20 protein-coding genes and 1 pseudogene are annotated in these 23,780 nt (G+C 72.7%); 13 read left to right on the forward strand and 8 right to left on the reverse strand.

The window, feature by feature from the left end; translation table 11 throughout:
- Positions 1-18: 18 nt before the first annotated feature.
- Positions 19-690: a TetR/AcrR family transcriptional regulator gene (locus AB0K34_RS05965; protein ID WP_240808415.1), complete on the reverse strand. Its 672-nt coding sequence runs from the start codon at positions 688-690 to the stop codon at positions 19-21.
- A 113-nt stretch (positions 691-803) separates the two neighbouring features.
- Here AB0K34_RS05965 and AB0K34_RS05970 point away from each other — a divergent pair, with 113 nt between their 5' ends.
- Positions 804-3,383 carry an MFS transporter gene (locus AB0K34_RS05970; protein WP_364545988.1) on the forward strand — a complete coding sequence of 860 codons (2,580 nt, stop codon included), beginning with the start codon at positions 804-806 and terminating at the stop codon, positions 3,381-3,383.
- Positions 3,384-3,447: 64 nt separating this feature from the next.
- Positions 3,448-4,278 carry a YceI family protein gene (locus tag AB0K34_RS05975; protein ID WP_364545991.1) on the forward strand — a complete coding sequence of 277 codons (831 nt, stop codon included), beginning with the start codon at positions 3,448-3,450 and terminating at the stop codon, positions 4,276-4,278.
- 9 nt (positions 4,279-4,287) lie between these two features.
- Here the strand turns inward: AB0K34_RS05975 and AB0K34_RS05980 are convergent, their stop codons facing one another.
- The 5 genes from AB0K34_RS05980 to AB0K34_RS06000 all read right to left on the reverse strand — a co-directional run bounded on the left by AB0K34_RS05980 (position 4,288) and on the right by AB0K34_RS06000 (position 11,538).
- Positions 4,288-5,214 carry a hypothetical protein gene (locus AB0K34_RS05980; RefSeq protein ID WP_364546202.1) on the reverse strand — a complete coding sequence of 309 codons (927 nt, stop codon included), beginning with the start codon at positions 5,212-5,214 and terminating at the stop codon, positions 4,288-4,290.
- Between the two features lie 238 nt (positions 5,215-5,452).
- Positions 5,453-6,484 (reverse strand): 2-oxoacid:ferredoxin oxidoreductase subunit beta, encoded by a 1,032-nt coding sequence (locus AB0K34_RS05985; RefSeq protein WP_364546205.1) that lies wholly within the window; start codon positions 6,482-6,484, stop codon positions 5,453-5,455.
- Positions 6,485-6,557: 73 nt separating this feature from the next.
- Entirely contained in the window at positions 6,558-8,399 is a 1,842-nt protein-coding gene (locus AB0K34_RS05990; protein WP_138640513.1) for a 2-oxoacid:acceptor oxidoreductase subunit alpha, read from the reverse strand.
- 326 nt (positions 8,400-8,725) lie between these two features.
- On the reverse strand, positions 8,726-9,979 hold the full coding sequence (locus tag AB0K34_RS05995) for a hypothetical protein (protein WP_364545994.1): 1,254 nt from the start codon (positions 9,977-9,979) through the stop codon (positions 8,726-8,728).
- A 488-nt stretch (positions 9,980-10,467) separates the two neighbouring features.
- On the reverse strand, positions 10,468-11,538 hold the full coding sequence (locus AB0K34_RS06000) for a hypothetical protein (protein WP_301173973.1): 1,071 nt from the start codon (positions 11,536-11,538) through the stop codon (positions 10,468-10,470).
- Between the two features lie 367 nt (positions 11,539-11,905).
- Between AB0K34_RS06000 and AB0K34_RS06005 the strand changes: the two genes are divergently transcribed.
- The 4 genes and pseudogenes from AB0K34_RS06005 to AB0K34_RS06020 all read left to right on the forward strand — a co-directional run bounded on the left by AB0K34_RS06005 (position 11,906) and on the right by AB0K34_RS06020 (position 14,767).
- The gene (locus AB0K34_RS06005) at positions 11,906-12,277 is read left to right on the forward strand and encodes an NADH-quinone oxidoreductase subunit A (protein WP_138642371.1); all 372 of its coding nucleotides are present in this window, start codon (positions 11,906-11,908) and stop codon (positions 12,275-12,277) included.
- A 66-nt stretch (positions 12,278-12,343) separates the two neighbouring features.
- Positions 12,344-12,787 (forward strand): annotated as a pseudogene (locus tag AB0K34_RS06010) (NADH-quinone oxidoreductase subunit B family protein); the annotation flags it as partial.
- 479 nt (positions 12,788-13,266) lie between these two features.
- Positions 13,267-13,818, forward strand: a complete 552-nt coding sequence (locus AB0K34_RS06015; RefSeq protein ID WP_301173971.1) for an NADH-quinone oxidoreductase subunit C — start codon at positions 13,267-13,269, stop codon at positions 13,816-13,818.
- Positions 13,811-14,767: a complex I subunit 1 family protein gene (locus AB0K34_RS06020; protein WP_301173970.1), complete on the forward strand. Its 957-nt coding sequence runs from the start codon at positions 13,811-13,813 to the stop codon at positions 14,765-14,767. Before AB0K34_RS06015 ends, AB0K34_RS06020 begins: the two co-directional genes overlap by 8 nt.
- A 15-nt stretch (positions 14,768-14,782) precedes the next feature.
- On the opposite strand, the gene AB0K34_RS06025 is transcribed toward AB0K34_RS06020, so the two are convergent.
- Positions 14,783-15,424: a helix-hairpin-helix domain-containing protein gene (locus tag AB0K34_RS06025; protein ID WP_301173969.1), complete on the reverse strand. Its 642-nt coding sequence runs from the start codon at positions 15,422-15,424 to the stop codon at positions 14,783-14,785.
- 300 nt (positions 15,425-15,724) lie between these two features.
- Here AB0K34_RS06025 and AB0K34_RS06030 point away from each other — a divergent pair, with 300 nt between their 5' ends.
- The 7 genes from AB0K34_RS06030 (at position 15,725) to htpX (ending at position 23,113) form a co-directional block, all read left to right on the forward strand.
- The gene (locus AB0K34_RS06030) at positions 15,725-16,276 is read left to right on the forward strand and encodes an NADH-quinone oxidoreductase subunit I (protein ID WP_364545999.1); all 552 of its coding nucleotides are present in this window, start codon (positions 15,725-15,727) and stop codon (positions 16,274-16,276) included.
- A complete protein-coding gene (locus tag AB0K34_RS06035; RefSeq protein WP_364546002.1) occupies positions 16,273-16,863 on the forward strand; it encodes an NADH-quinone oxidoreductase subunit J in 591 nt (196 codons plus the stop codon). Before AB0K34_RS06030 ends, AB0K34_RS06035 begins: the two co-directional genes overlap by 4 nt.
- Positions 16,863-17,234 carry an NADH-quinone oxidoreductase subunit NuoK gene (gene nuoK, locus AB0K34_RS06040; RefSeq protein WP_364546005.1) on the forward strand — a complete coding sequence of 124 codons (372 nt, stop codon included), beginning with the start codon at positions 16,863-16,865 and terminating at the stop codon, positions 17,232-17,234. Before AB0K34_RS06035 ends, nuoK begins: the two co-directional genes overlap by 1 nt.
- Positions 17,231-19,240: an NADH-quinone oxidoreductase subunit L gene (locus AB0K34_RS06045; protein ID WP_364546008.1), complete on the forward strand. Its 2,010-nt coding sequence runs from the start codon at positions 17,231-17,233 to the stop codon at positions 19,238-19,240. The genes nuoK and AB0K34_RS06045 overlap by 4 nt, the downstream gene beginning before the upstream one ends.
- 5 nt (positions 19,241-19,245) lie before the next feature.
- The gene (locus AB0K34_RS06050; RefSeq protein ID WP_364546208.1) at positions 19,246-20,739 is read left to right on the forward strand and encodes an NADH-quinone oxidoreductase subunit M; all 1,494 of its coding nucleotides are present in this window, start codon (positions 19,246-19,248) and stop codon (positions 20,737-20,739) included.
- Complete coding sequence (locus tag AB0K34_RS06055) at positions 20,739-22,193, forward strand: NADH-quinone oxidoreductase subunit N (protein ID WP_364546010.1); 1,455 nt, start codon at positions 20,739-20,741, stop codon at positions 22,191-22,193. Before AB0K34_RS06050 ends, AB0K34_RS06055 begins: the two co-directional genes overlap by 1 nt.
- Before the next feature lie 65 nt (positions 22,194-22,258).
- Positions 22,259-23,113, forward strand: coding sequence for a zinc metalloprotease HtpX (htpX, locus tag AB0K34_RS06060; protein ID WP_364546012.1), 855 nt, complete (start codon positions 22,259-22,261; stop codon positions 23,111-23,113).
- Between the two features lie 98 nt (positions 23,114-23,211).
- Here htpX and AB0K34_RS06065 read toward each other — a convergent pair whose 3' ends face one another.
- Complete coding sequence (locus AB0K34_RS06065) at positions 23,212-23,700, reverse strand: YajQ family cyclic di-GMP-binding protein (RefSeq protein ID WP_138641835.1); 489 nt, start codon at positions 23,698-23,700, stop codon at positions 23,212-23,214.
- Positions 23,701-23,780: the final 80 nt, after the last annotated feature.

Here is a 23,780-nt window from a genome sequence, read left to right on the forward strand (position 1 = left end):
CGAGCCGGCCGCGCCGCGCTACTCCCGGTGGCGTACGGGCGGGCCGAGCGCGGCGGTGAACATGGCGGTGAGGCGGTCGGTGACCTCGGCCGGGTCGGCGGCGCGCAGGTCGTCCAGGCCGAACAGCCGGCGGACGGGCCCGCCGCCCATGATGATCGTGGACGCGAGCAGCGCGCGGGCGCGGGCGTCCGGCCCGTCCAGCTGGGCGATGATCGGCTGGACGATCCGGTCCTCCAGGTAGTGGAGCAGGGCCTCCTTGACCTCGGGCTGGCCGGCCGACCGGTCCAGGATCCGGGACATGGTGGTGACGGGGCGCTGGTCGATCTGCCGGACGAAGTGCTCGGCGAGCCGGCGCGGCAGCCCGGCCGGGTCGCCCGCGATGACGCCGCGGATCACCGACTCGCCGGCGAGGACCTCCTCGAACAGCGCCGCCTTGGAGCCGAAGTACCGGTTGACGAGGGCGACGTTCGCCTCCGCCCGCGCCGCGATCATGCGGACGGTGACGCCGTCGTAGCCGTGCTCGCCGAACAGGTCGCGGCCCGCCTCCAGGATGCGCCGCCGGGTGGCCTCCCGGTCCCGCTTGGGCCGCCGCCGGCCGGCCGCCCCCGGCCCGCTCGCCGCGGGCGCGTCCGCCTCGGGCGCACTCGTTTCGGGTGCGCTCGCGCGCTCGTCCTCGACCCGCATCCCCATCCCCGGAACTGTCGGTAACGGTCAGTGTTCAGTATCCAACGAGTTGCAAGTAAACAAGCGTCTACCTAAGATACATGCACGGCACAGGTAATTCCGTATCGCATGGGGGCAGGGTGGCTCGAACCAGCGTGGCGTCGCACGGCCCGGCGGCGTCCGAGCCCGCGCGACCGCACTACACGCACCGGCAGATCCTGGAGATCCTCGCCGGTCTGATGATGGCGATGCTGACGTCGATGATCTCGACGTCGGTCGTCGCGACGGCGCTGCCGACGATCGTCGGCGACCTCGGCGGCCAGGACCAGCTGGCCTGGGTCGCCAGCGCGTCGCTGCTGACGATGACCGCCTCGACCCCGCTGTGGGGCAAGCTGTCGGACATCGCCGGGCGCAAGCTGATGTTCCAGACCGCCCTGCTGATCTTCGTGCTGGCCTCGGTGGGCGCCGGGCTGTCGCAGAACATCGGCCAGCTCATCGCCGCCCGCGCGTTCCAGGGCCTCGGCGTCGGCGGCCTGTCCGCGCTCGCCCAGGTCATCCTCGGCGACGTCGTCGAGCCCCGCCAGCGCGGCCGCTACGCCGGCTACATGGGCGCCGTGTTCGGCGTCTCGACGGTCGCCGGCCCCCTGCTCGGCGGGTTCATCGTGGACGCCGACGGCCTCGGCTGGCGCTGGTGCTTCTACGTGTGCGTCCCGCTCGCGGTCGTCGCGTTCCTCGTCATCCAGCGGGTGCTGAAGCTGCCGAAGGTGAAGCGCGACACCCGGGTGGACGTGTTCGGCGCGTTCACCATCACCGGCGCCGCCGCGCTGCTGATGCTCGTCCTGTCGATGGGCGGCACGGAGTTCGCGTGGAACTCCAAGTGGACCTACATCATGCTCGGCGCCGCCGCCGCGCTGGCCGTGCTGGCGGTCGTCGCCGAGCGCATCGCGCACGACCCGATCCTGCCGCCGCGGCTGTTCCGCAACCCGACGTTCGTCCTGACCTCGTTCATCTCCATCTGCGTCGGCATGGCGATGTTCGGCGCGATGATCTACATGCCGCAGTACCTGCAGATCGTCAAGGGGATGAGCCCCACCGCGTCCGGGCTGATGACGCTGCCGCTCGTCCTCGGCATGCTGATCACCTCGACGGGCTCCGGGCAGATCGTCACCCGGTCCGGCCGCTACAAGCTGTTCCCGGTGATCGGCATGGTGTGCATCGCGGTGGCCATGTACCTGCTGTCGCGGCTGCACACCGACTCGTCCGAGTTGCTCATCGGCGCCGACCTCGCCCTCCTCGGCGTCGGGATGGGCCTGACGCTGCAGATCCTGATCCTGGCCGCGCAGAACGCCGCCGCGCCCGCCGACCTGGCCTCGACCACGTCCGGCGTCTCGTTCTTCCGCAACCTCGGCGGCGCGATGGGCGTGGCCGCGTTCGGCGCCATCCTCACCAACCGGGTGGCGGACGAGATCGCGTCCGGGCTGCGCGCCGCCGGCCTCCCGATGCCGACCGGCGCGTCCGGGGAGCTGGGCTCGCCCGAGGAGATCCAGAAGCTGCCCGAGCCGCTGCACGGGATCATCCAGGACGCGTTCACCAAGGCGATGGAGGCCGTCTTCCTGGTCGGCGTCCCGGTCGCGGTGATCGGCTTCATCGCGGTCCTCGCGCTGAAGGAGCTGCCGCTGCGCGGCTCGGCCGACCGCGGGAAGGCCGCCGCCGCCAAGGAGCCCCCGGCGGGGGCCGTCCCCGGCGAGGACGGCGTCGTCCGGCCCCCGTCCCCGGTGGCGCACACGGGCGCCGTCGGAGCGGTCGGCGCCGGCCGGCACGCGCGCGACAACGGCCACGACCCCGAAGCGCGGCTCGCCACCGCCGCCCCGCCCGCACCCGCGGCGGCGCCGGCCGCGTCCGACCTCGCGGCGCAGGCGCGGCTCCTCGCGCAGCAGAACGGGCACGGCGGCCACGACGGCGGCGTCCCCGTGCGCGGCGTCGTGCGGACCGGCGACGGCGCGCCCGTCCCGTCCGCCGCGCTGACCCTGATCGGCGTGGACGGGCACCAGCTCGCCCGCGCGGTCACCCAGGAGGACGGCCGGTACGCGCTGCCCACCCCCGGCCCCGGCAGCTACGTGCTGATCGCCGCGACGGGCGAGCACGAGCCGCAGGCCGCGACGCTCGTCGTCGGCGACCGGCCGGTGGACTTCGACCTGCTGCTCGCGGGCAACGGCGGGCTCGCCGGGACGGTCCGCGGCGGCGACGGCGCCCCGCTCGCGAACGCCATGGTCGTCGTGACCGACGTGCGCGGCGACGTCGTCGGCACCGGCCGCACCGACGCCGACGGGCGCTACCTGTTCAAGGACATCACCTCCGGCGCCTACACGCTCGCCGTGTCCGCCGCCGCGCACCGCCCGGTCGCGCTGCCGGTCGAGGTCGTCGGCAACGGGCAGACCCGGCAGGACGTGGAGATGCCGCCCGGCGCCCGGATCCGCGGCACCGTCCGCTCCGAGTCCGGCGACCCGGTCGGCGACGCCCGCGTCACGCTCGTGGACGCCGCCGGCAACGTCGTCGCGATGGTGATCACCGGCCCGGACGGCGAGTACGCGTTCACCGACCTGACCGGCGGCCAGTACACCGTGATCGCGTCCGGCTATCCCCCGGTCGCGACCGGTCTGTCGCTTTCGGGCAGCGGGCTCGACGAGCACGACCTCAAGCTCGGCTACCCCGACGAATGACCGACTCGATCCCGGGCCGCCCGGCGGTGGCGGCCCGGCCGACACGAAGCTGGAGTGCGGGCCGTTGAAGGACGCTGAGCGGGGTCTGCGCGGAACCGTGCGGACGAAGGACGGCTGGGCGGTGCGGCACGCCGTCGTCACGGTGACCGACCTGGCCGGGAACCAGGTCGCGCGGGAGCGGACCGGGGAGGACGGCGTGCTCGCCGCCGGTCCGCTGCCCGCCGGCACCTACACGGTGATCGTGACGGCGATGGGCTTCCAGCCGGCCGCCGCGACGCTGATCGTGTCGACGTCCGGCACGGCCGACATCGGGAAGGTGGTGCTCGGCCGCGCCGGCGGCACCGCACTGCCGCCGCCCGGCACCTGGACGATCGACCCGGCGCACTCGGCGGTCGGCGCGGTCGCGCAGCACCTCGGCCTGTCCAGCGTCCGCGGCCGGTTCGCCGCGTTCGAGGGGCGGATCGAGGTCGCCGAGCCGGTCGAGGCGTCGCGGGTGACGGCGCGGATCGAGGCCGCGTCCATCGACACCGGCAACAAGACGCGCGACGACCACCTGCGCTCCGCCGACTTCCTGAGCGCCGACGCCAACCCGTACATCACCTACGAGGGCGACGGGCTGACCGCCGCCGGGCCCGACCGCTGGACGGTGCACGGCCGCCTCACCCTCAACGGGATCACGCGGCCGGTCGACCTCGACCTGACCTACCTCGGCAGCGGCACCGACCCGTGGGGCGGCGTGCGGGCCGCGTTCCGCGCGACGGCCGAGCTGCGCCGCGCCGACTTCGGCATCCGGTTCAACCAGATCCTGGAGGCGGGCGTCGCGATGGTCGGCGAGAGCCTGCGCGCCGAGCTGGAGATCCAGGCCGTCCAGGGCGAGGAGCTCCCGGCGGGCTGAACCGGGGGCCTAGCGGCCGCCCTTGAGGTCGCGGACGAGCCGGTTCGCGGTGGTCCGGTCCGGCGAGCCGGTCACGACGACCTTCCCGTCGGTGATGGCCATGTCGACGCGGGGCAGGGTGACGAGCCGGTCGCGGACGACGAACGCGAGGTCGCGCCCGACGGTCGCGCGGGTCAGCCGGGCGAACGCGTCCCGGTCGACCGGCCGCAGCGTCAGCGCCACGTCGTAGCCGCCCGGCTTCACCCGCGACTTCTGGACGCGCAGGCCGGCGACCTTGTGGATGGCGATGCCCTGGGTGAGGCGGTAGCAGGTCGGGCCGGTGCCGGCCTGCCCGGTGATCCCGGCCGTCCCGGCGGGGCACGGCCCCGGCGTCGCCTCGGAGACGGGGTAGATGTGCAGCGGCGCGGCCAGCGCCACCGGCCGGGTCCGCATCGAGGACGCGATCAGCCCGCCGGTCACCGCGACGGCCGCGATCAGCAGCCCCAGCGTCAGCACCATGATGAGCAGCGCCGACCGGTGCTGGTCGGCGGCCTTGGCCGGCGTCGGGGGGACGGTCTGCCGGCGGGGCCGGCGCCGACCGGCCCGGCTCCGCTTGACCTCCGCCGCCTGCCGCCGGCGCTCCGCCGCCCGCGCCCGCCGCCGCGCGGCCTCGTCGTCCGGGACGGGCAGTACCGCGGTGGCCGTCTCCGTCTGCACCCCGCCCGGCGAGCTCTCCTGCCCGAGCGCTTCCTGCGGGCTGCTCGGGCCGCCCGCGCCGCCCGCCGGCAGTGGCCGGGTGGCCGCATCCGGCCGCGCTTCGGTGCCGCCCGGCTCGGCCTTGCCGACGGGTTGGGTGGCATCGGTGGGGGATGCGGGAGCGGGAGGCGCCGTTTCACCAGGAGGCGACGCGGACTCGTCCCCTGGACGATCCTTGTTACGGCGCGGAATGACCCGCATCGTCACCTCCCGGCTCCATGATCTCCGACAGTCTGTCAGGGTGAGACGCCGTCCCGCACCGTGTCTCGTGTGAAGACCGTGTCCCGTCCAGAGACCGCGGCGACGCGTCCGACGGCCGTCATGAGCATCAGTGCCCCGTTCCCCGCTATTCAATACGTGTGCAATAGGCGTGAAAAGGCCCGGTCCCGGGACAAACCGGGACCGGGCCTCCGCGAAAGCGGTCGGGTCGCGCCGTGGACTAGTCGATGCGCCAGGTGTCGCCGGAGCCGAGCAGCGCGGCGAGGTCGCCCTTGCCCTGCTTCGCGACGGCCTCGTCGAGCTGGGCCCGCATCAGCTCGTCGTAGGACGGCCGGTCGACGTCCCGGAAGATGCCGATCGGGGTGTGCTCGAACGCCGGCTGGTCCAGCCGCGACAGCGCGAACGCCTGCGACGGGTCCGCGGCGTGGGCGTCGTGCACCGCGATCTCGGACGGGTCGACGTCCGCGGTCTTCACGACCTCGAACGACCCGGCCGGGGTGCGGCGCAGCGCCTTGGAGCGGTCCGCTCCGAAGACGATCGGCTCCCCGTGCTCCAGCCGGACGGTGACGTCGTCGCGGACGTCCGCGTCCTTCAGCGGGTCGAACGCGCCGTCGTTGAAGATGTTGCAGTTCTGGTAGATCTCGACGAGCGCGGTGCCGCGGTGCTGCGCGGCGGCCCGCAGCACCGACTGCAGGTGCTTGCGGTCGGAGTCGATGGTGCGGGCGACGAACGTCCCCTCCGCGCCGATCGCGAGCGACAGCGGGTTGAACGGGGCGTCCAGCGACCCCATCGGCGTCGACTTGGTGATCTTGCCGAGCTCGGACGTCGGCGAGTACTGCCCCTTCGTCAGCCCGTAGATCCGGTTGTTGAACAGCAGGATCTTCAGGTTGACGTTGCGGCGCAGCGCGTGGATCAGGTGGTTGCCGCCGATCGACAGCGAGTCGCCGTCACCGGTCACCACCCACACCGACAGGTCCGGGCGGGACGTGGCGAGCCCCGTCGCGATCGCGGGCGCGCGGCCGTGGATCGAGTGGAACCCGTAGGTGTTCATGTAGTACGGGAACCGCGACGAGCAGCCGATGCCCGAGATGAACGTGATGTTCTCGCGGCGCAGCCCGAGCTCCGGCAGGAAGGACTGGACGGCCGCGAGGATCGCGTAGTCACCGCACCCGGGGCACCAGCGCACCTCCTGGTCGGTCTTGAAGTCCTTCAGCGTCTGCTTCTGGTCGGTCTTCGGGACGAGGGAGAGCAGCGACTTCCCGTTCCCGTTCCCGTTGGCGCCGTTCCCGTTGGCGACGGCGCCGTTGCCGTTGGGGGAGCCGTTCTCACTCACTGTCGATCACATCCTGGATGACGCCCTGCAGCTCTTCCGCCTTGAAGGGCAGGCCGCGGACCTGGTTGTAGCCGATCACGTCGATGAGGAACCGGCCGCGCAGCAGCAGGGCGAGCTGGCCGAGGTTGATCTCCGGGACGATGACCTTGTCGTAGGAGCGCAGCACCTCGGGCAGGTTCGCGGGGAACGGGTTGAGGTGCCGCACGTGCGCCTGCGCGATGTCCCGGCCGGTCGAGCGGACCCGCCGGACGGCCGCGGAGATGGCCCCGTACGTCCCGCCCCAGCCCATCACCAGCACGCGGGCGGCGCCGGACGGGTCGTCCACCGCGAGCGGCTCGATGTCGTTCGCGATGCCGTCCACCTTGGCCTGGCGGAGCCGGACCATGGTGTCGTGGTTGGACGGGTCGTAGGAGATGTTGCCGGACCCGTCGGCCTTCTCCAGGCCGCCGATCCGGTGCTCCAGCCCGGCCGTGCCCGGGATCGCCCACGGGCGGGCGAGGGTCTCCGGGTCGCGCTTGAACGGCTGGAAGTCCTCCTGGGACGGCGCGGCGAAGTTCGGCTCGATCTTCGGCAGCGACGCCACGTCCGGCAGCCTCCACGGCTCGGAGCCGTTCGCGAGGTAGCCGTCCGACAGCAGGATGACCGGGGTGCGGTACTTCACCGCGATCCGGGCGGCCTCGATCGTCGCGTCGAAGCAGTCCGACGGGGACTGCGGCGCGACCACCGGCACCGGGGCCTCGCCGTTGCGGCCGAACATGGCCTGCAGCAGGTCGGCCTGCTCGGTCTTGGTCGGCAGGCCCGTGGACGGCCCGGCCCGCTGCACGTCGATGACCAGCAGCGGCAGCTCGGTCGCGACGCCGAGCCCGATCGTCTCGCTCTTCAGCGCGATGCCCGGACCGGACGTCGTGGTGACGCCGAGCGACCCGCCGAACGAGGCGCCGAGCGCCGCGCCCACGGCGGCGATCTCGTCCTCGGCCTGGAACGTCCGCACGCCGAACTTCTTGTGCTTGGACACCTCGTGCAGGATGTCGGACGCCGGGGTGATCGGGTACGAGCCGAGGAAGATCGGCAGCCCGCTCTGCACGCCCGCGGCGACCAGCCCGTACGCGAGCGCGAGGTTCCCGGTGATGTTGCGGTACAGGCCGGGCGCGTGCTCGGCCGGCTTGATCTCGTACTGCACCGAGAACGCCTCGGTGGTCTCGCCGTAGGACCAGCCCGCCTGGAACGCCGCGATGTTGGCCTTCATGATCTCGGGCTTGCTGGCGAACTTCTTCTCCAGGAAGCCGAGCGTCCCCTCGGTGGGACGGTGATACAGCCAGGACAGCAGCCCCAGCGCGAACATGTTCTTCGCGCGCTCGGCGTCCTTCTTGGAGATGTCGAAGTCCTCGAGGGCCTTCACCGTCATCGAGGTCAGCGGCAGCGCGTGCACGCGGAACTCGCTCAGCGAGCCGTCCTCGACCGGGCTGGCGGCGTAGCCGACCTTGGCGAGGTTGCGCTTGGTGAACTCGTCGGTGTTGACGATGAGGTCGGCGCCGCGCGGCAGGTCCGCGAGGTTGGCCTTGAGGGCGGCGGGGTTCATCGCGACCAGCACGTTGGGCGCGTCCCCGGGGGTGAGGATGTCGTGGTCGGCGAAGTGCAGCTGGAAGCTGGACACGCCGGGCAGCGTCCCGGCCGGGGCGCGGATCTCGGCCGGGAAGTTCGGCAGCGTCGACAAGTCGTTGCCGAACGCCGCCGTCTCCTGCGTGAAGCGGTCACCGGTCAGCTGCATGCCGTCGCCGGAGTCGCCGGCGAAGCGGATGATGACGCGGTCGAGTTGCTGGACCTGTTTGGTCACAGAGGAAGACCTCCTCGACGGGCAGCAACCGTCCCGGGGGAGGCACCCGGGATCGTGATGCTACTTAGGCTTACCTTCATGGTATGTCCGGGATCGGATGGTGCTATCGGGACGACCGCTCACCGGGAGGTACGACCTGGGGCGGACGCCTAGTTCATCCCGAACACAGGCTGCTGCGCTGCCGGCACAGGTCGACGTGCAGCCGCCGCACCAGCCGCCGCGCGGGGCTCGTCGAGGAGCCGCGGCTCCCCAGGGGCGTGGAGTTCACGTCCCGAAGTGTAGACAGCGAGGCTAAAGGCGGACCGCACCGACCCGGGATGCACGCGTCACGGGCGTCCCGGTGACTGAGATGTAGCCGCCTCCGCACCTTCTGACCGATTCGCCGACGGCCCCTGCGTCCCTTCCGTCCCGCCCGTGGCGGACGGTCCCGGCGTGGCCGGTTTCGGCTTGAGCACGGCCTTGCGCTCGCGGTCGACCCGCGCGAGCAGTTTCGGCACGTCCGCCGCGGACAGCGCCTCCCCGACGACGCGGGCGGACGCCTCGTACGGGTAGGAGCCGGGGTTGTCGAGCGCGTTCTTCATCCACGTCCGCCACAGCCGGCCGGTGACGGTGCAGCCCAGCAGCACCGAGCGGCCGGTCCCGACCTGCTCCGACGCCTCGCAGGAGCCGAGCGGCGCGCCGCGCGAGGTGATCGACGCCCGCAGCGCGGCCCGCGCGCCCTCCGGCACCGGCCCCGAGGGCGCGGTCATCGTGGCGGGCAGCTTCACCGTGCAGCCGTTGGTGTTCTGGTCGCAGTCGCTGAACGTCAGGGTCCCCGGCCGGAACCGCACGGTCGGGTCGCCTGCGCCGCCGAGCGCGGCCACCCGCGGGCGCAGTTCGGCGAACATCGCCGCGGGCGCCGCCACGGGCGCGGCGGTGAAGTCCGGCGCGTTCTGCCCGGCGGGGCGCACCGCCAGCAGCCGGTACGGGGCGGTGGCCGTCACCAGGTAGTCGGCGGCCGGCGTCTTGACGCGGTACGCCCGGACGCCGCCGACGTCCTCCGTCGGCGGGTTCCCCGACGTCTTGGCCAGCGCCTTCGCGATGGCCTCGGGCCCCAGGACGCCCGGCACGTCGAATCCGGGCATCGACGCGGGCGCCTTCGACCAGCGCCCCGCGTAGTAGTCGGGGTGGGGGACCTCGCCGGCGTAGGCGCGCCAGAACGCGAGCCCGGCCTTGATGTAGGTGGTGCCGTCGATCGCGACGACGTCCGCCGTCAGCGTGCCCGCGACCAGCCGCCCCGTCGCCGAACCCGACGGCGCCACCTGGAGGCGCGCCCGGACGGTGCCGCCCTTCAGCGTGAGGGTGCCGTTGTAGCGCAGGCCCGTCCCGCGCTTGAGCCTGCGGCCCAGCGCGGCCGTCCACGCCGGCGGCGCGGCGGCCGCGGTCGCCGTGGGCTTCTTCTCGGCGGGCTCGTCGTCCCCGCCGAGCGCGACCGCCGCCACGGCACCGGTCGCGACCACCGCGAGGGCCGCCGCCCCGGCCACCACCAGCAAACGCGTGCGCCGCGGCCCGCCCTGCCGCCCGCCCTTGCCGGGCAGCACCCCGCCCGGCGGAACCGGGCCACCGGGCCGTCCGGACGGGCCTGGACCCCCCGCCTGCCCTGGCTGGGGCCGCCCGCCGGGGCGTGGCGGCGCACCGGCCACGCGGACGTCCTGCGGGTGGCGCCGGGCGCCGAAGGGGCGTCCCGGCGGGGGCGGGGGGCGGTGCGGGGACGGAGACGCCGGTGACGGCTCGTCCTGTTCAGCGCTCACGGGGGACTCGCTCTGCCCTTCTCACTTCCGGGGCCCGGGTTCGGCCCGACCGTCGGCAACAAAGCAAGGGGGTGCGGGAGGCGTCCACCCGAGGGTGCCGGCGAGGCTCGGGACCGTCGCGGGGGGATGAGGGGCGGCCGCCGGGCCCTGGAGGGGCGTCCTCACAGAGCATAAGGGTGCCCGGCGGCGCTTCCTCCGGAAGTGGAGGAGCGCCGCCGGGCACCCGGGTGGCCGAGGGTCAGCGCGCGGTGCTCCGCGCCGCGCGCCTCACCTGCGGCTCATTCGCTGTCGAGACCGTTCTGCAGGGCCTGCACATCGGCGGACGTGGCGCCGATCACCTTGTACTGGGCGTGCTTGTAGAAGGTGCCGCCGGTGCCCTTGGCCCAGCTCTTCCACGCGGAGGTGGCGACCCGGCAGCTGGCCCACTGCGAGGCGCTGCCGGTGATCGTGATCCGGGTCGTGCAGTTGCCGAGGTCACGGCCGGTCAGCGTGCCGGCGGTGATCCGGAACCGGACGTCGATCGTGACGGGCTTCTCCACGCCGATCGGCGGCCGGATCCGGGCCTGGACGGTGCAGCCGGAGTCGCCGTTGCAGCCGCCCTTCTTCCACTCGTCGACCGACGGCCGCGCCGAGCCGTTGAAGGCGTCCTTCAGCTCGCCCATGCTCGACCGCATGTCGGAGATGAGGGACGAGGCGCCGCCCGAGTCCTGCGGGGTGACGTCGACGGCGACGCGCGGGGTGGTGGCCTCGTAGCGCAGCAGCTCGGCGTCGTCCTCGTCGGTGATGTAGAGGGTGGAGGAGAAGGTGCTGAACTTCAGCGCCTTCTTGCCCTGCCACGTCGTCTCCAGGGGCTTCACCCGGGACGTCCTGGCGGAGCGGAGCTTGCTCGCCAGCGCGGCGGGCGACAGCTGGGTCTTGAAGTCGAGGTCGAGCTCGTCGTCGTCCAGCCGGCCCCACTGCTCGCCGGACTGGAGGTAGAACGGGTCGTCGGTCGAGGAGATCTCCTTCGCCCAGTACGACTTGTCGGCCTTCACGAACACCTTGCCGTCGGCGGCGAGGAGGGTGACGTTGTCGCCGCCCCAGGTGACGGGCCCCATCACGCGCCCGCCCTTGGTGACGTTCAGCTCGCCGCGCAGCGACTCCGAGGAGCTGAAGGTGCCCTTCAGCTCGACCGCGCGCGCCGCGCCGATGCTGGCCGCCGCGGCGGTCAGCTTCTCCTCGGGCGACTTTCCTCCGCCGCCCACGGACACCGCGTACACGACGACCGCGATGATGATGAGGACGACGAGGCCGCCGCCGATCAGCCCGATGACGAGGCCGCCGCCGCCACCGCGCTTCGGCGGGGGCATGGCGGGGCCCATCGGGGCGCCGGGGGGCGGCGGGAAGAAGGGCGGCGGCGTGCCCGGGCCACCGAAGCCGCCGGGCGGCGGAGGTCCGCCCGGGGCGCCCGGGCTACCGGGTCCGCCCGGACCGGGACCGCCCGGGCCCGCCGGCGGCGGCGGGGGCGGCCAGGAGGCACCGCCCGGGGATTCCCAGCCCGGGGGAGGCGGGGGGTTGCTCATCCGGTCACGTCCTTCCAGGTCAACCTGACCCAATGCAAATCTAGTGTGCAGCAAAATCATGGCATCGTGGTCCCCCGGGGGTGGAGGTACGACGTCACACTCCCCTGATCCTGCGCCGGGGGATACTGGATCAGACGCAGACGAGGAGGATCTGGTGCATAACTATTTCGACACATATGTCGTTGTGGTCGTCCTCCTCCTCGTCGGCGCCGGAATCGTCGGCGGGGCGCTGGGCGCGAACCGGATGCTCCGTCCGCATCGTCCGACCGCTGAGAAACTGACCACGTACGAGTGCGGCGTCGACCCGGTGGGCGAGGGCTGGGCCCACTCCTACGTGCGGTACTACGTCTTCGCCTACCTCTACGTCGTGTTCGCCGTGGACGCGGTGTTCCTCTTCCCCTGGGCGACCGTCTTCTCCGCGCCCGGCTACGGGGCGACGACGCTCGCCGAGATGTTCATCTTCCTCGCGTTCCTCGCCACCGGGCTCGCGTACGCGGGCAAGAAGGGCGTCCTCTCCTGGGTGTGAGGCCCCGGCCGCTGTAACAATGGCGCTGTGGGCACCATCGATCTACCGCCGCCGAGCGTGGGACCGCTGTCCCGGCTCGCGCCGAAACCGGTCAAGTTCGTGCTCAACTGGGGCCGCCGCTACTCGCTGTGGGTCTTCAACTTCGGGCTGGCCTGCTGCGCCATCGAGTTCATCGCGACGTCGATGAGCCGGCACGACTTCATCCGGCTCGGCGTCATCCCGTTCGCGCCGGGGCCCCGGCAGGCCGACCTCATGGTCGTCTCCGGCACCGTCAGCGACAAGATGGCGCCCGCCGTGCGGCGCCTCTACGAGCAGATGCCGGAGCCCAAGTACGTCATCTCGTTCGGCGCCTGCTCCAACTGCGGCGGGCCGTACTGGGACTCGTACTGCGTCACCAAGGGCGTCGACCAGATCATCCCGGTGGACGTCTACGTGCCCGGCTGCCCGCCCCGTCCCGAGGCGCTGCTGCAGGGCATCGTCCACCTGCAGGAGAAGATCGCGGCCGAGTCGCTCGGCGAGCGCTACGACGGCGGCGACCCGCTCAGCCCGCCGCCCCCGCCGCGGCCGCTGTCGGCGACGGTGCTGCGCCGCCCCCTCCAGCCCCCGCCCGAACCTCCCGCGCCGCCCGAGCCCTCGCCCGCCCCCGCGCCGGACGAAGAGGCCGCGCACGAGCCCGCGGCGCACGAGCCCGCGGGGCCCGCGGACGAGACGGTGCCCGTCCATCCCCTCGGCGAGGACGACCAGGTCACCGTGCCCGTCCCGACGGTTGAGGACGAGCCCGCTCCCGTTGAGGAGCCCCCTCAGGCCGACGAGCACCCTGCCGACGAGCCTCCTCAGGCGGAGCAACCGGTCCAGGCCGACGAGCCGGTCGGGGACGACGAGCCGGCGCCGCCGCGCGGCGGGAGGCGGGGCTGGTCGCCCGACCACGACCCGTCCATCATCCCGGGGCTGGTCGACGACGACCACGACGACCGGATCGGGCGCGACCGGTGAGCGCCGAGCTGGCGGACGCCTGGACGGCCCGCTTCGGCGACGAGGTCAGCTCCGAGGAGACGTTCGGCGGCCTCGCCGTCGGCGTCCCGCCCGAGCACTGGCTGGCCGCCCTGACCTTCGCCCGCGACGATCTGTCCTGCGGGTTCTTCGACTGGCTGACCGGCGTCGACGAGCTGGAGGACGGCTTCGCCGTCGTCGTCCACGTGTACTCGCTGGAGCGCCGCCACCACCTGCTGGTCCGGACGCGCGTCCCGCGGCGGGCCCCGGTGCTGGCGACGGCGACGGGCGTCTACCGGGGCGCCGCCTGGCACGAGCGCGAGACGGCGGAGATGTTCGGGATCCTGTTCGAGGGCCACCCGAACCTCGTCCCGCTGCTGCTGCCGGACGGTTTCGAGGGCCACCCGCTGCGCAAGGACTTCGTGCTCGCGGCCCGCGTCGCCAAGCCGTGGCCGGGCGCGAAGGAGCCGGGCGAGTCGGGGCACGGGGCGCCGAGCCGCCGCCGCGTCCGGCCGCCGGGCGTCCCGGAGAACTGGGGGCCGGATGCTTGAGATCGTCGTCAAGCTGGTCCTCGTCGCGGCGGCGTTCGCGGTGCTGCCGCTGCTGGTGGGGCAGGCCGAGCACAAGGTGATGGCGCACATGCAGGGCCGCCTCGGCCCGATGTACGCGGGCGGGTTCCACGGCTGGGCGCAGCTCGTCGCCGACGGGGTGAAGTTCGCGCAGAAGGAGGACGTGGTCCCGCGCGACGCCGACCGGTGGGTGTTCAAGCTGGCGCCGGGCGTCGCGCTCGTCCCGTACCTGCTGGTGCTGCTGGTGATCCCGATCGGGCCCGGCGGGCAGGTCGCGCTCGACCTCGGGCCCGGGATCTTCTTCGCGCTCGCCGTGATGGGCGTCGGCGTCATCGGCGCGATCATGGCGGGCTGGGCGTCGGCGAACAAGTACTCGCTGCTCGGCGGGATGCGGGTCGCCGCGCAGCTGATGTCGTACGAGCTGCCGATGGTGTTCGCGGCGTCGTCGGTCGCGATGGCGGCGGGCACGCTGTCGCTGCAGGGCGTCGTGGAGGAGTGGCGCTGGTGGTGGCTGCCGTGGCAGGCGGTCGGCGGCGTGGTGTTCTTCGTCGCGGGCCTCGCCGAGCTGCGCCGGCCGCCGTTCGACATGCCGGTCGCCGACTCGGAGATCATCTTCGGCCCGTACACCGAGTACGGCGGGCTGCGGTTCGCGCTGTTCCTGCTCGCCGAGTACGCCGGGATCGTGGTGCTCTGTGCGCTGACGACCGTGCTGTTCCTCGGCGGGTGGAAGGGCCCGTTCCTGAACACCGAGCTGGGCTGGCTCTGGACGCTGCTCAAGGTCGGTGCGCTGGCGTTCTGCGTCATCTGGCTGCGCGTCAGCTACCCGCGCATGCGCGAGGACCAGTTGCAGAAGCTCGCCTGGGCGTGGCTCGTCCCGCTGTCGCTCGCACAGCTGGCGCTGACGGGCGTCCTCAGCGTCGCCCTGGCCTGACCCGGGCCGTGCGCCTCAGCGCAGGAAGATCGTGAACTCGGCCATCTCCGGGAGGAGGTCGGGCGGGATGTCGGCGTCCACCGCCATCTCCTCCGCGGACACGAACCCGCCGTGCTCCTCGCGGTGGCGGACGACGCGCTCCGCGATCTCCGGCGTCATGCCGGGCAGCGCCTCGATGATCTCGCGCGGGACGTGGTTGACGTCCACCAGCCCGCCGTCGTCGTAGGTGCGGGGCGCGTCGGGGCGGCCGATCCGCAGCTCGCGGGCGAGCGCCGGGTCCTCGGCGGCGAGCGCGCGGGCCTGCTCGCGCAGCGTCCGGCGGTACTTGGCGATCTCGATGGCTCGCTCGTTCTGCCGGTTGCGGGGCGCCTCGCGGGGGAACACCGACGTCCGGACGGCGAACGCGTGCCCGGTGCCCGCGAGCCACAGCAGGATCGCCACGAACGACCCGAAGACGGTGAGCAGCGGGTCGCCGGACTGGATCATCGTCAGCACGGCGGCGGTGCCGGCGCCGTACCCGGCGGCGACGGCGCCGTACTTCCACGAACCCCGCCGGATCGCCGCGTAGAGGAACGAGACCGGCGTCCCGTAGCCGAGTGTGATGAACGGCACGGCCGCCCACACCACACCGCGGGCCGTCTCCCCGACCGGGGCCATCGCGGGCGGCGGAGGCGCCGGAACCGGCGGGCCGGGGAAGGGCGCTCCGGGGCGGCGGGGAGTCCCAGGCCGGGGCGTGCCGGTGGGCGGCGTTCCAGGGAAGGGAGGCCGCCAGGACTGGGACCGGTGCGGCGGCCGCGGCGCCGGGCCCGGCTCGGGGTCGTAAGGGCGGTCCGCGTGATGACTCACATCGCCTCCCTGCACGTAAGCGCGCCCCTTACCACGCGTCCTACTCCTGGTAGGACGAACGCCGCGCCCATCGCGTTCCCCCCGAGCCCATCGTGCGCAATCATGGGGCGCGTGGGACGGCTACCAGGAGGCGGGCTGGCCAAGGGGCTGGCGGTCACGTTGCGGACGATGACGCGGCGGTCCATAACGCGTCAATACCCCGAAGTGCAACCGGAGTTGCCGCCGCGCAGCAGGGGCGTCATCGCCCTGTTCGAGGAGAACTGCACCGTCTGCATGCTGTGCGCCCGCGAATGCCCCGACTGGTGCATCTACATCGACTCCCACAAGGAGACCCTCCCGGCCGAGGGCGGCGGGCGCCCCCGCACCCGCAACGTCCTCGACCGGTTCGCGATCGACTTCGCGCTGTGCATGTACTGCGGGATCTGCATCGAGGTGTGCCCGTTCGACGCGCTGTTCTGGTCGCCGGAGTTCGAGTACGCCGAGTACGACATCGCGGAGCTGACGCACGAGAAGGAGCGGCTGCGCGAGTGGATGTGGACCGTCCCGCCGCCGCAGGCCCACGACCCTGCGGCGGAGCCGCCCAAGGAGGTCGCCGCGGCGGAGAAGGCGGCGGCGCGGGCCGCCCGCCGGCCGCCCGGGGCGGGCCCTGGGGCGGCGCGGTGAGCGGCCAGGAGATCGTGTTCACGCTGCTCGGCGTGGTCGCGGTCGGGTCGGCGGTGCTGGTCGTGACGACGCGGCAGCTCGTCCACGCGGCGCTGTGGCTGGTGGTGTCGTTCGGCGCGCTCGCGGGCGGCTACCTCGTGCTGACCGCGGAGTTCGTCGCCTGGGTGCAGGTGCTGATCTACGTCGGCGCGATCGTCGTGCTGCTGCTGTTCGGGATCATGCTGACGCGGGCGCCGATCGGGGAGTCCGCCGACCTGAACTCCGGGAACCGGTGGGCGGCGCTGGCCGTCGCCGCCGGCACGGCCGCCGTCCTGGTCACCGTGGTCGTCCTCGGCTTCCGGGACGAGCGGATGCCGCTGCGCGCGGGCGGCGGGTCGGCCGAGGAGCTGGGCGCCGCCGTGTTCCGGACGTGGGTGCTCCCGTTCGAGGTGCTGTCGGTGCTGCTGCTGGCCTCGCTGGTCGGCTCGATCGTCCTGTCGCGCTCCGACATCGGCCCGCCCGCGCCCGGCGCGGAGCCGGACCCGAACCCGACCTCGAACCCGAACCAGGACTCGGCCTCGGACCCGGACTCGGGGGAGGACGCCTGATGCATCTCGCCTACCCGACGGTCGTCGCCGCGCTGCTGTTCTCCGTCGGCGTGTACGGGGTGCTGGCCCGCCGCAACGCGATCCTCGTCCTGATGTCGGTCGAGCTGATGCTGAACGCGGTGAACCTGAACCTCGTCACGTTCGACGTCTGGTACCGGGACCGGCTGCACGGCGGCCAGGTCCTCACGCTGTTCACCATCGTGATCGCGGCGGCGGAGGTCGGGCTCGGGCTGGCGATCGTCCTGCTGGTGTACCGGAACCGAAAGATGGTCGACGTCGACCGGCTGCGCACGCTGGCCGAGGACGGCGCGGACGCCCCGCGTCCCCCCGCCGGGCCGGAGTCCGATCCCGAGGCGGTCGACGCGCGATGATCTGGCTGGCCTCCCTGACGGCGCTGCTGCCGTTCCTCGCCGCGTTCGCCGGGATGCTGTTCGGGCCGTCCCTCACCCGGGTGCTGCGCGGCGTGCCGGGCGGCGGCCCCGGCGTGCTCGCCTGCGCGCCGGTCGCGGTGTCGCTCGTCCTGTCGGCGGTCGTCGCGTTCGCCGTGTGGCGCGACCCGGGCGAGCGGACGGGCACGCTCGCGCTGGTCGACACGGGCTCGGTGCCGATCCGGATCGGGCTGCAGGTGGACGGCCTGTCCGCCGTGGTCGGGCTCATGGTGTGCTGCGTCGCCGTCGCCGTCCAGGTGTACTCGGTCGCGTACATGAAGGGCGACCGGCGGTACTCGTCCTACGCGGCGTTCATCTCGCTGTTCACCTCCGCCATGCTCCTGGTCGTGTACGCGGGCGACCTGCTCGTCCTGTACGCGGGCTGGGAGGTCATGGGCATCTGCTCGTACTTCCTGATCGGGCACCACTGGGAGGAGCGGGCGAACTCGCGGGCAGCCGTGAAGGCGTTCCTGGTCACGCGGCTCGGCGACGTCGGCTTCCTGATCGGAGTGATCGTCCTCGGCGTCGGCGCCGGGACGTTCGAGATCTCCGGGATCCTCGCGCGGGCGGGCGACCTGCCGTCCTCGACGGTCACCGCCGCGGCGCTGCTGCTGCTCGCCGGCGTCGCGGGCAAGAGCGCGCAGTTCCCGCTGCACACCTGGCTGCCGGACGCGATGGCCGGCCCGACGCCGATCAGCGCGCTGATCCACGCGGCGACGATGGTCGCGGCGGGCGTCTACGTCGTCGCCCGGCTGTACGGCGTGTTCCTGCTGACCCCGGGCGCCCGCACGGTGCTGGCCGTCATCGCGGTGGTCTCCATGGTCGGCGCGGCGTGCGCGGCCCTCGCGCAGGACGACCTGAAACGCGTCCTGGCGTACTCGACGATCAGCCAGCTCGCCGTGATGGCCGCCGGGCTCGCGGTCGGCGCTAAGACCGCCGCGGTCTTCCACCTGCTCACGCACGGCGCGTTCAAGGCGCTGCTGTTCCTCGCCGCCGGATGCGTCATCGTCACCGCCGGGTCGAACCTGCTCGCGCACTACGGCGGGCTGTGGCGCGCCATGCCCGTCACGTTCTGGTCCATGACGGTGGGGCTGGCCGCGCTCGCGGGCGTCCCGCCGTTCAGCGGCTGGTTCAGCAAGGACTCCATCATCGAGGCGGCCCAGCACTCGGCCACGCACGGCGGATCGCTGCCGGAGCAGGGGGTGTCCGCCCACGCGGCGGGCTGGGCCGACTACGCGCCGCCTCCGGAGATCGCGAGCCCGCCGAAGTGCGCCGCCGCCTCACAGGTCTGCGAGGCGCTGGTCGCGAAGATCCAGGCACCGGCCGCGCCCCTGGCGGCGGGCGAGGTGACCCTGCCGGGCGGGGCCGCGTGGCTGGTGTACCTGGGGCTCCTGCTGACCGTCGTTCTGACCGCCGCCTACGCGATGCGCGCCTGGCTGATGACGTTCTTCGGTGAGCAGCGCGGTACCTACGAGCCCCGCGACCCGTCGCGCTTCATGTCGTGGACGGTCGCCGCCCTGGCCGTCCCTGCCGCGATCCTCGGATTCTTCGGGCTCGGTGCCGCAGAGCTCCGTCCCCACCTTGGAGCGTCGTTGCTCAGCGTTGTGCTGGTGGTCCTTGGGGCGGGGGCCGCCTTCCTCATGTGGAACCGTGACCCCGCCTTGGATCCTGCGCGCGCGCTTGGCCCGGTGCGTCCCGTCTTTGCACGGGCCTTCTTCGTGGACGAGCTGTACGCCGTGGCCATCGTCCGTCCCGTGCGGGCCCTGGCCCGGTACGTCGTCGCGTTCGACCGGCGCGGCGTGGACGCCGCCGTCATCGGCACCGCCCACGGCGCGCGGCGCCTCGCCGGTGTCCTCCGCGTCCCGCAGAACGGCAACCCGCAGACCTACCTCACCGGCCTGCTCGCCGGCGTCGTCGTCATCGTGGCCGGGGTGGTGATCTTCCTTTGATCTTCGTGCTGATGATGGCGATCCCGCTGTGCGGGGCGCTCGCGCTGCTCGTCCCGGCGAACCGGTTCCTGCGCACCGACCTCGCCGTACGCGCGTTCGGGACGGCGGTGTCCGGCGCGACGCTGCTCGTCGCCGTCTCCGCGCTGACCGCGTTCGACTTCGGCGCCACGCACCGCATGCAGCTGGAGGTCGACCGGTCCTGGTCGCCCGCGATCGGCCTGCGCTTCCACCTCGGCGTGGACGGCATCTCGCTGCCGCTGGTCGTCCTGACCGCGCTGCTGACGTTCCTGTGCTTCCTCTACACGCTGCGGCACCCCCCGGCGGGCGACCGGATCCGGCTGCTGACCGCGCTCCTGCTCGTCCTCGAGATCGGGATGCTCGGCACGTTCACCGCCCTCGACCTCGTGCTGTTCTTCGTGTTCTTCGAGACCGTCCTGGTCCCGATGTACGTGGTGATCATGCTGTGGGGCGGGACCGGACGCCGCGCCGCCGCCACCAAGTTCATCCTCTACACCCTGCTCGGCTCCGGCCTCCTCCTCGCCGGGATGCTGCTCGTCGGCGCCGAGGCGGGCACGCTCGACATGACCGCGCTCGCCGACCGGCACGGGGCCGGGCTCGCGCGCGGCCTGCAGATCACGGCGTTCGCGCTGATGGGCCTCGGGTTCGCGGTCAAGGCGCCGATGTGGCCGCTGCACACCTGGCTGCCGGACGCGCACACCGAGGCGCCGACCGTCGGGTCCGTCCTGCTGGCCGGGGTGCTGCTCAAGATGGGCACCTACGGGCTGGTCCGCGTCGCGCTGCCGCTCGCCCCGGACGGGGCCGCGTTCTGGGCGCCCTGGCTCGGCCTCCTCGCCGTCATCGGGATCATCTACGGCGCCCTCGCCTGCCTCGCCCAGCGCGACCTCAAACGGATGATCGCCTACTCGTCCGTCGGGCACATGGGGTTCGTCCTGCTCGGCATCGCGACCCTCACCCCCGTCGGGATCAACGCGGCGCTGTTCGGCAACATCGCGCACGGCCTGATCACCGGCCTGCTGTTCTTCCTCGCCGGCTCGGTCAAGGAGCGCTGGGGCACCACCGACATGGCCTCGATCGGTGGCGGCATGCTCGGCACCTCGCCCCGGCTGGCGTCCATCCTGACCTTCGCGTCCGTCGCGTCCCTCGGGCTGCCGGGGCTCGCCGGGTTCTGGGGCGAGGTCCTCGCGCTCATCGGCGCGTACCGGCCGCACGCCGACCTGCCCCGCGAGACGTTCGTGACGTTCATGGCCGTCGCCGCGCTCGGCACCGTCCTCACCGCCGCCTACTTCCTGCGGATGCTCGCCAAGCTGACCCACGGCCCCGTCTCCCGCCCGGCGGAGGCGCCGATCGCCGCCGTCTCCATGCAGGAGTACGCGGCCTGGGTCCCGCTGATCGCGCTCACGCTGCTCATCGGCCTGTGGCCGAAGACCCTGCTGGACGTGACCACCGGACCCGTCCGCGCGCTGTTCGGAGGCGGCTGATGATCCAGGGCATCGACTACGCGGCGATCGCGCCGCCGCTGATCCTCGCCGCCGCCGCGCTCGGCCTGCTGCTCGCCGACGCGTTCGACGCGCCCCGCCGCGCGCTCTCCCTGCTGTCCGGCGGGTCCCTCGTCGCCGCCCTCATCGCCGTGGTCGTCCTCGCGTCCGGCGACCGCCGCGCCACGTTCTGCCTGCCGGACGGCCTGCGCTCCGGCGGCCCGCCGTCCTGCTCCTACGTCGCCGACGACTTCACGCTGCTGTTCCAGGGGATCGTCCTCGCCGCCGCCGCGATCGTCGTCCTGCTCTCCCTCCAGGAGATCACCGACTCCCGCATGCCGGTCGGCGAGTACCACTTCCTCCTCCTCGCCGCCGTCATCGGCGCCCTCGCGCTCGTCGCCGCCCGCGACCTCGTCCTCCTCCTGGTCGCGCTGGAGACCCTCACCCTCCCCGTCTTCGCCCTGACCGCCCTCCGCCGCTACGACGGGACGGCGTCCGAGGCGGCACTGAAACTGTTCCTGATCTCCGTCATCTCCACCGCGGTCATGCTGTTCGGGATCAGCCTCGTCTACGGCGCGACCGGCGCCATGCACCTGGACCGCATCGCCCCCGCCCTCGCCGACCTCCCCTCCGACCTGGACCCGGTCGCCTCGGTCGGCTCCGTCCTCGTCCTCGCCGGATTCGCGTTCAAGGTCGCCGCCGTCCCGTTCCACTTCTGGGCACCGGACGTCTACCAGGGCGCCCCGCTCCCCGTCGCCGCGTTCCTGTCCGTCGTCTCGAAGGCCGCCGGCTTCGCCGGGCTCGTGATCGTCCTCGCCCTCGGCCTGCCCGCCTACGGACACGTCTGGGGCCCGATCCTCGCCGTCCTAGCAGCCCTCACCATGACCGTGGGCAACCTCCTGGCCCTACGCCAGCGCACCCCGATCCGCCTCCTCGCCTGGTCATCCGTCGCCCAATCCGGCTACATGCTGGCGCCCCTGGCCGTCGGCTCCCACCGCCTCGCCGAGGCCACCGCCGCCACCGTCGCCTACGTCGCCCTCTACGCCGTGATGAACCTCGGCGCGTTCGCCGTCGTGATCGGCCACCACCGGCGCCGCACCCTCGACGACTACCGCGGCCTCGCCCGCCGCGGCCCCGCCGCCGCCACCGCCCTCGCCTTCTTCCTGATCTGCCTCGCCGGCCTCCCGCCCGGCGTGATGGGCCTGTTCGCCAAGGTCGTCGTCTTCCGCGCCACCGTCGCCGGCGGCGTCACCTGGCTCGCCGTCATCATGGCGATCAACACGGTCATCGGGCTGTACTACTACCTGGCCTGGGCCGTCCGCCTGTTCAGCCCGCCCCTTCCCGGGCAGCACCAGGACACGGGACCCGGCCTGCCGGTCCGCGCCGCGATCACCGCGACCGCCGCCGGGGCGATCGTGCTGTCGATCGCGCCGCAACTCGTCCTGCAGGCCGTCTGACCGGGAACGTTCACCCAGGTCAAACCGTTGATGTTCATGCCGGAGTCGACGGGGAGGCAACGGAAGTGCACCACAACGGCGTCAAGACGGCAGCACTGATCGCCGCGCTGTCCGCCCTGATGCTCGTCGCCGGATGGGCGTTCGGCGGCGCCACCGGGCTGACGATCGCGCTGGTGATCGCCCTCGGCACCAACGGCATCGCGTACTTCTTCAGCGACCGCATCGCGCTGCGCTCCATGCGCGCCCACCCGGTCGGCGAAGTCGAGGCCCCGACCCTCTACCGGCTCGTCCGGGAACTCTCCACCGCCGCCCGCCAGCCGATGCCGCGGCTCTACATCTCCGAGACCCGCCAGCCCAACGCCTTCGCCACCGGCCGCAACCCGCGCAACGCCGCCGTCTGCTGCACCCGCGGCATCCTCCACATCCTCGACGAACGGGAACTGCGCGCCGTCCTCGGCCACGAGCTCTCCCACGTCTACAACCGCGACATCCTGATCTCCTCGGTCGCCGCCGCGATCGCCACCGTGATCACCTACCTGTCGCACCTGGCGATCTTCCTGCCGATCGGCCGCGCCGACGACGACGACGGCCCCGGCATCCTCGGCGCCCTCCTGATGCTCGTCCTCGGCCCGGTCGCCGCCGCCGTCGTCCAGATGGCGATCTCCCGCACCCGCGAGTACTCCGCCGACGCCGCCGGCGCCCGCCTCACCGGCGACCCGCTCGCCCTCGCGTCCGCCCTCCGCAAGATCGACGCCGGCACCCGCGCGATGCCGCTGCCCCAGGACCCCGAGCTCGCCACCACCAGCTCCCTGATGATCGCCAACCCCTTCACCGGCGCCGGCATCGGCAGGCTCTTCTCCACCCACCCGCCCACCGCCGACCGGATCGCCCGCCTGGAGCGCATGGCCGGCCCCCGCTGAAATCCGCCCGAACCATCCCGGCCGCCGCCGCGTCATAACACACGAGAGCGCGCCGGCCCCTTTCTGCGGGGGATGGGGCCGACGCGCTCCTCAAGCGACTACCGGTAGTTGACGAACTGCAGCGCCACCTCGAGGTCCTTGCCCTTGAGCAGCGCGATGACCTGCTGCAGGTCGTCCTTCTTCTTCGCGCTGACCCGCAGCTCGTCCCCCTGGACCTGGGCCTTCACACCCTTCGGCCCCTCATCCCGGATGATCTTCCCGATCTTCTTCGCCTCGTCCTGCGCGATGCCCTCCTTGAGCCCCACGCTCAGCTTGTGCACCTTCCCCGAAGGCTTCGGCTCACCGGCGTCGATCGACTTCAGCGAGATTCCCCGCTTCACGAGCTTGTCCTTCAGCACGTCCAGCACCGCGTTGGCCCGCTCCTCGGTGTTCGCCTGGATCTCGATCGACTCACCCGACCACTTGATCCCCGCGTCCACGTTCCTGAAGTCGAACCGGTTGGCCACCTCCTTGGCGGCCTGGTTCAACGCGTTGTCGACCTCCTGCCGGTCGAGCTTGCTGACGATGTCAAAGCTGGAGTCGGCCACGGCCCACACATCCCCTCAGCAGCAACTTCCCGATCCACAGAGCGTATCGACTCCCCACCCCGCCTCGATGTCACACCCAC

The organism is Actinomadura sp. NPDC049382 (assembly GCF_040677125.1).
GTDB classification, from domain to species: Bacteria; Actinomycetota; Actinomycetes; order Streptosporangiales; family Streptosporangiaceae; genus Spirillospora; species Spirillospora geliboluensis.

Coding starts and splice junctions, on each gene's coding strand:
- AB0K34_RS05980 (WP_364546202.1), bottom strand. CDS start 5,214: ATGCGGGTCATTCCGCGCCGTAACAAGGATCGTCCAGGGGACGAGTCC.
- AB0K34_RS06025 (WP_301173969.1), bottom strand. CDS start 15,424: ATGGCCCCGGTCGGGGAGACGGCCCGCGGTGTGGTGTGGGCGGCCGTG.
- AB0K34_RS06055 (WP_364546010.1), top strand. CDS start 20,739: ATGATCCAGGGCATCGACTACGCGGCGATCGCGCCGCCGCTGATCCTC.
- AB0K34_RS05965 (WP_240808415.1), bottom strand. CDS start 690: ATGGGGATGCGGGTCGAGGACGAGCGCGCGAGCGCACCCGAAACGAGT.
- AB0K34_RS06045 (WP_364546008.1), top strand. CDS start 17,231: ATGATCTGGCTGGCCTCCCTGACGGCGCTGCTGCCGTTCCTCGCCGCG.
- nuoK (WP_364546005.1), top strand. CDS start 16,863: ATGCATCTCGCCTACCCGACGGTCGTCGCCGCGCTGCTGTTCTCCGTC.
- AB0K34_RS06020 (WP_301173970.1), top strand. CDS start 13,811: ATGCTTGAGATCGTCGTCAAGCTGGTCCTCGTCGCGGCGGCGTTCGCG.
- AB0K34_RS06000 (WP_301173973.1), bottom strand. CDS start 11,538: ATGCCCCCGCCGAAGCGCGGTGGCGGCGGCGGCCTCGTCATCGGGCTG.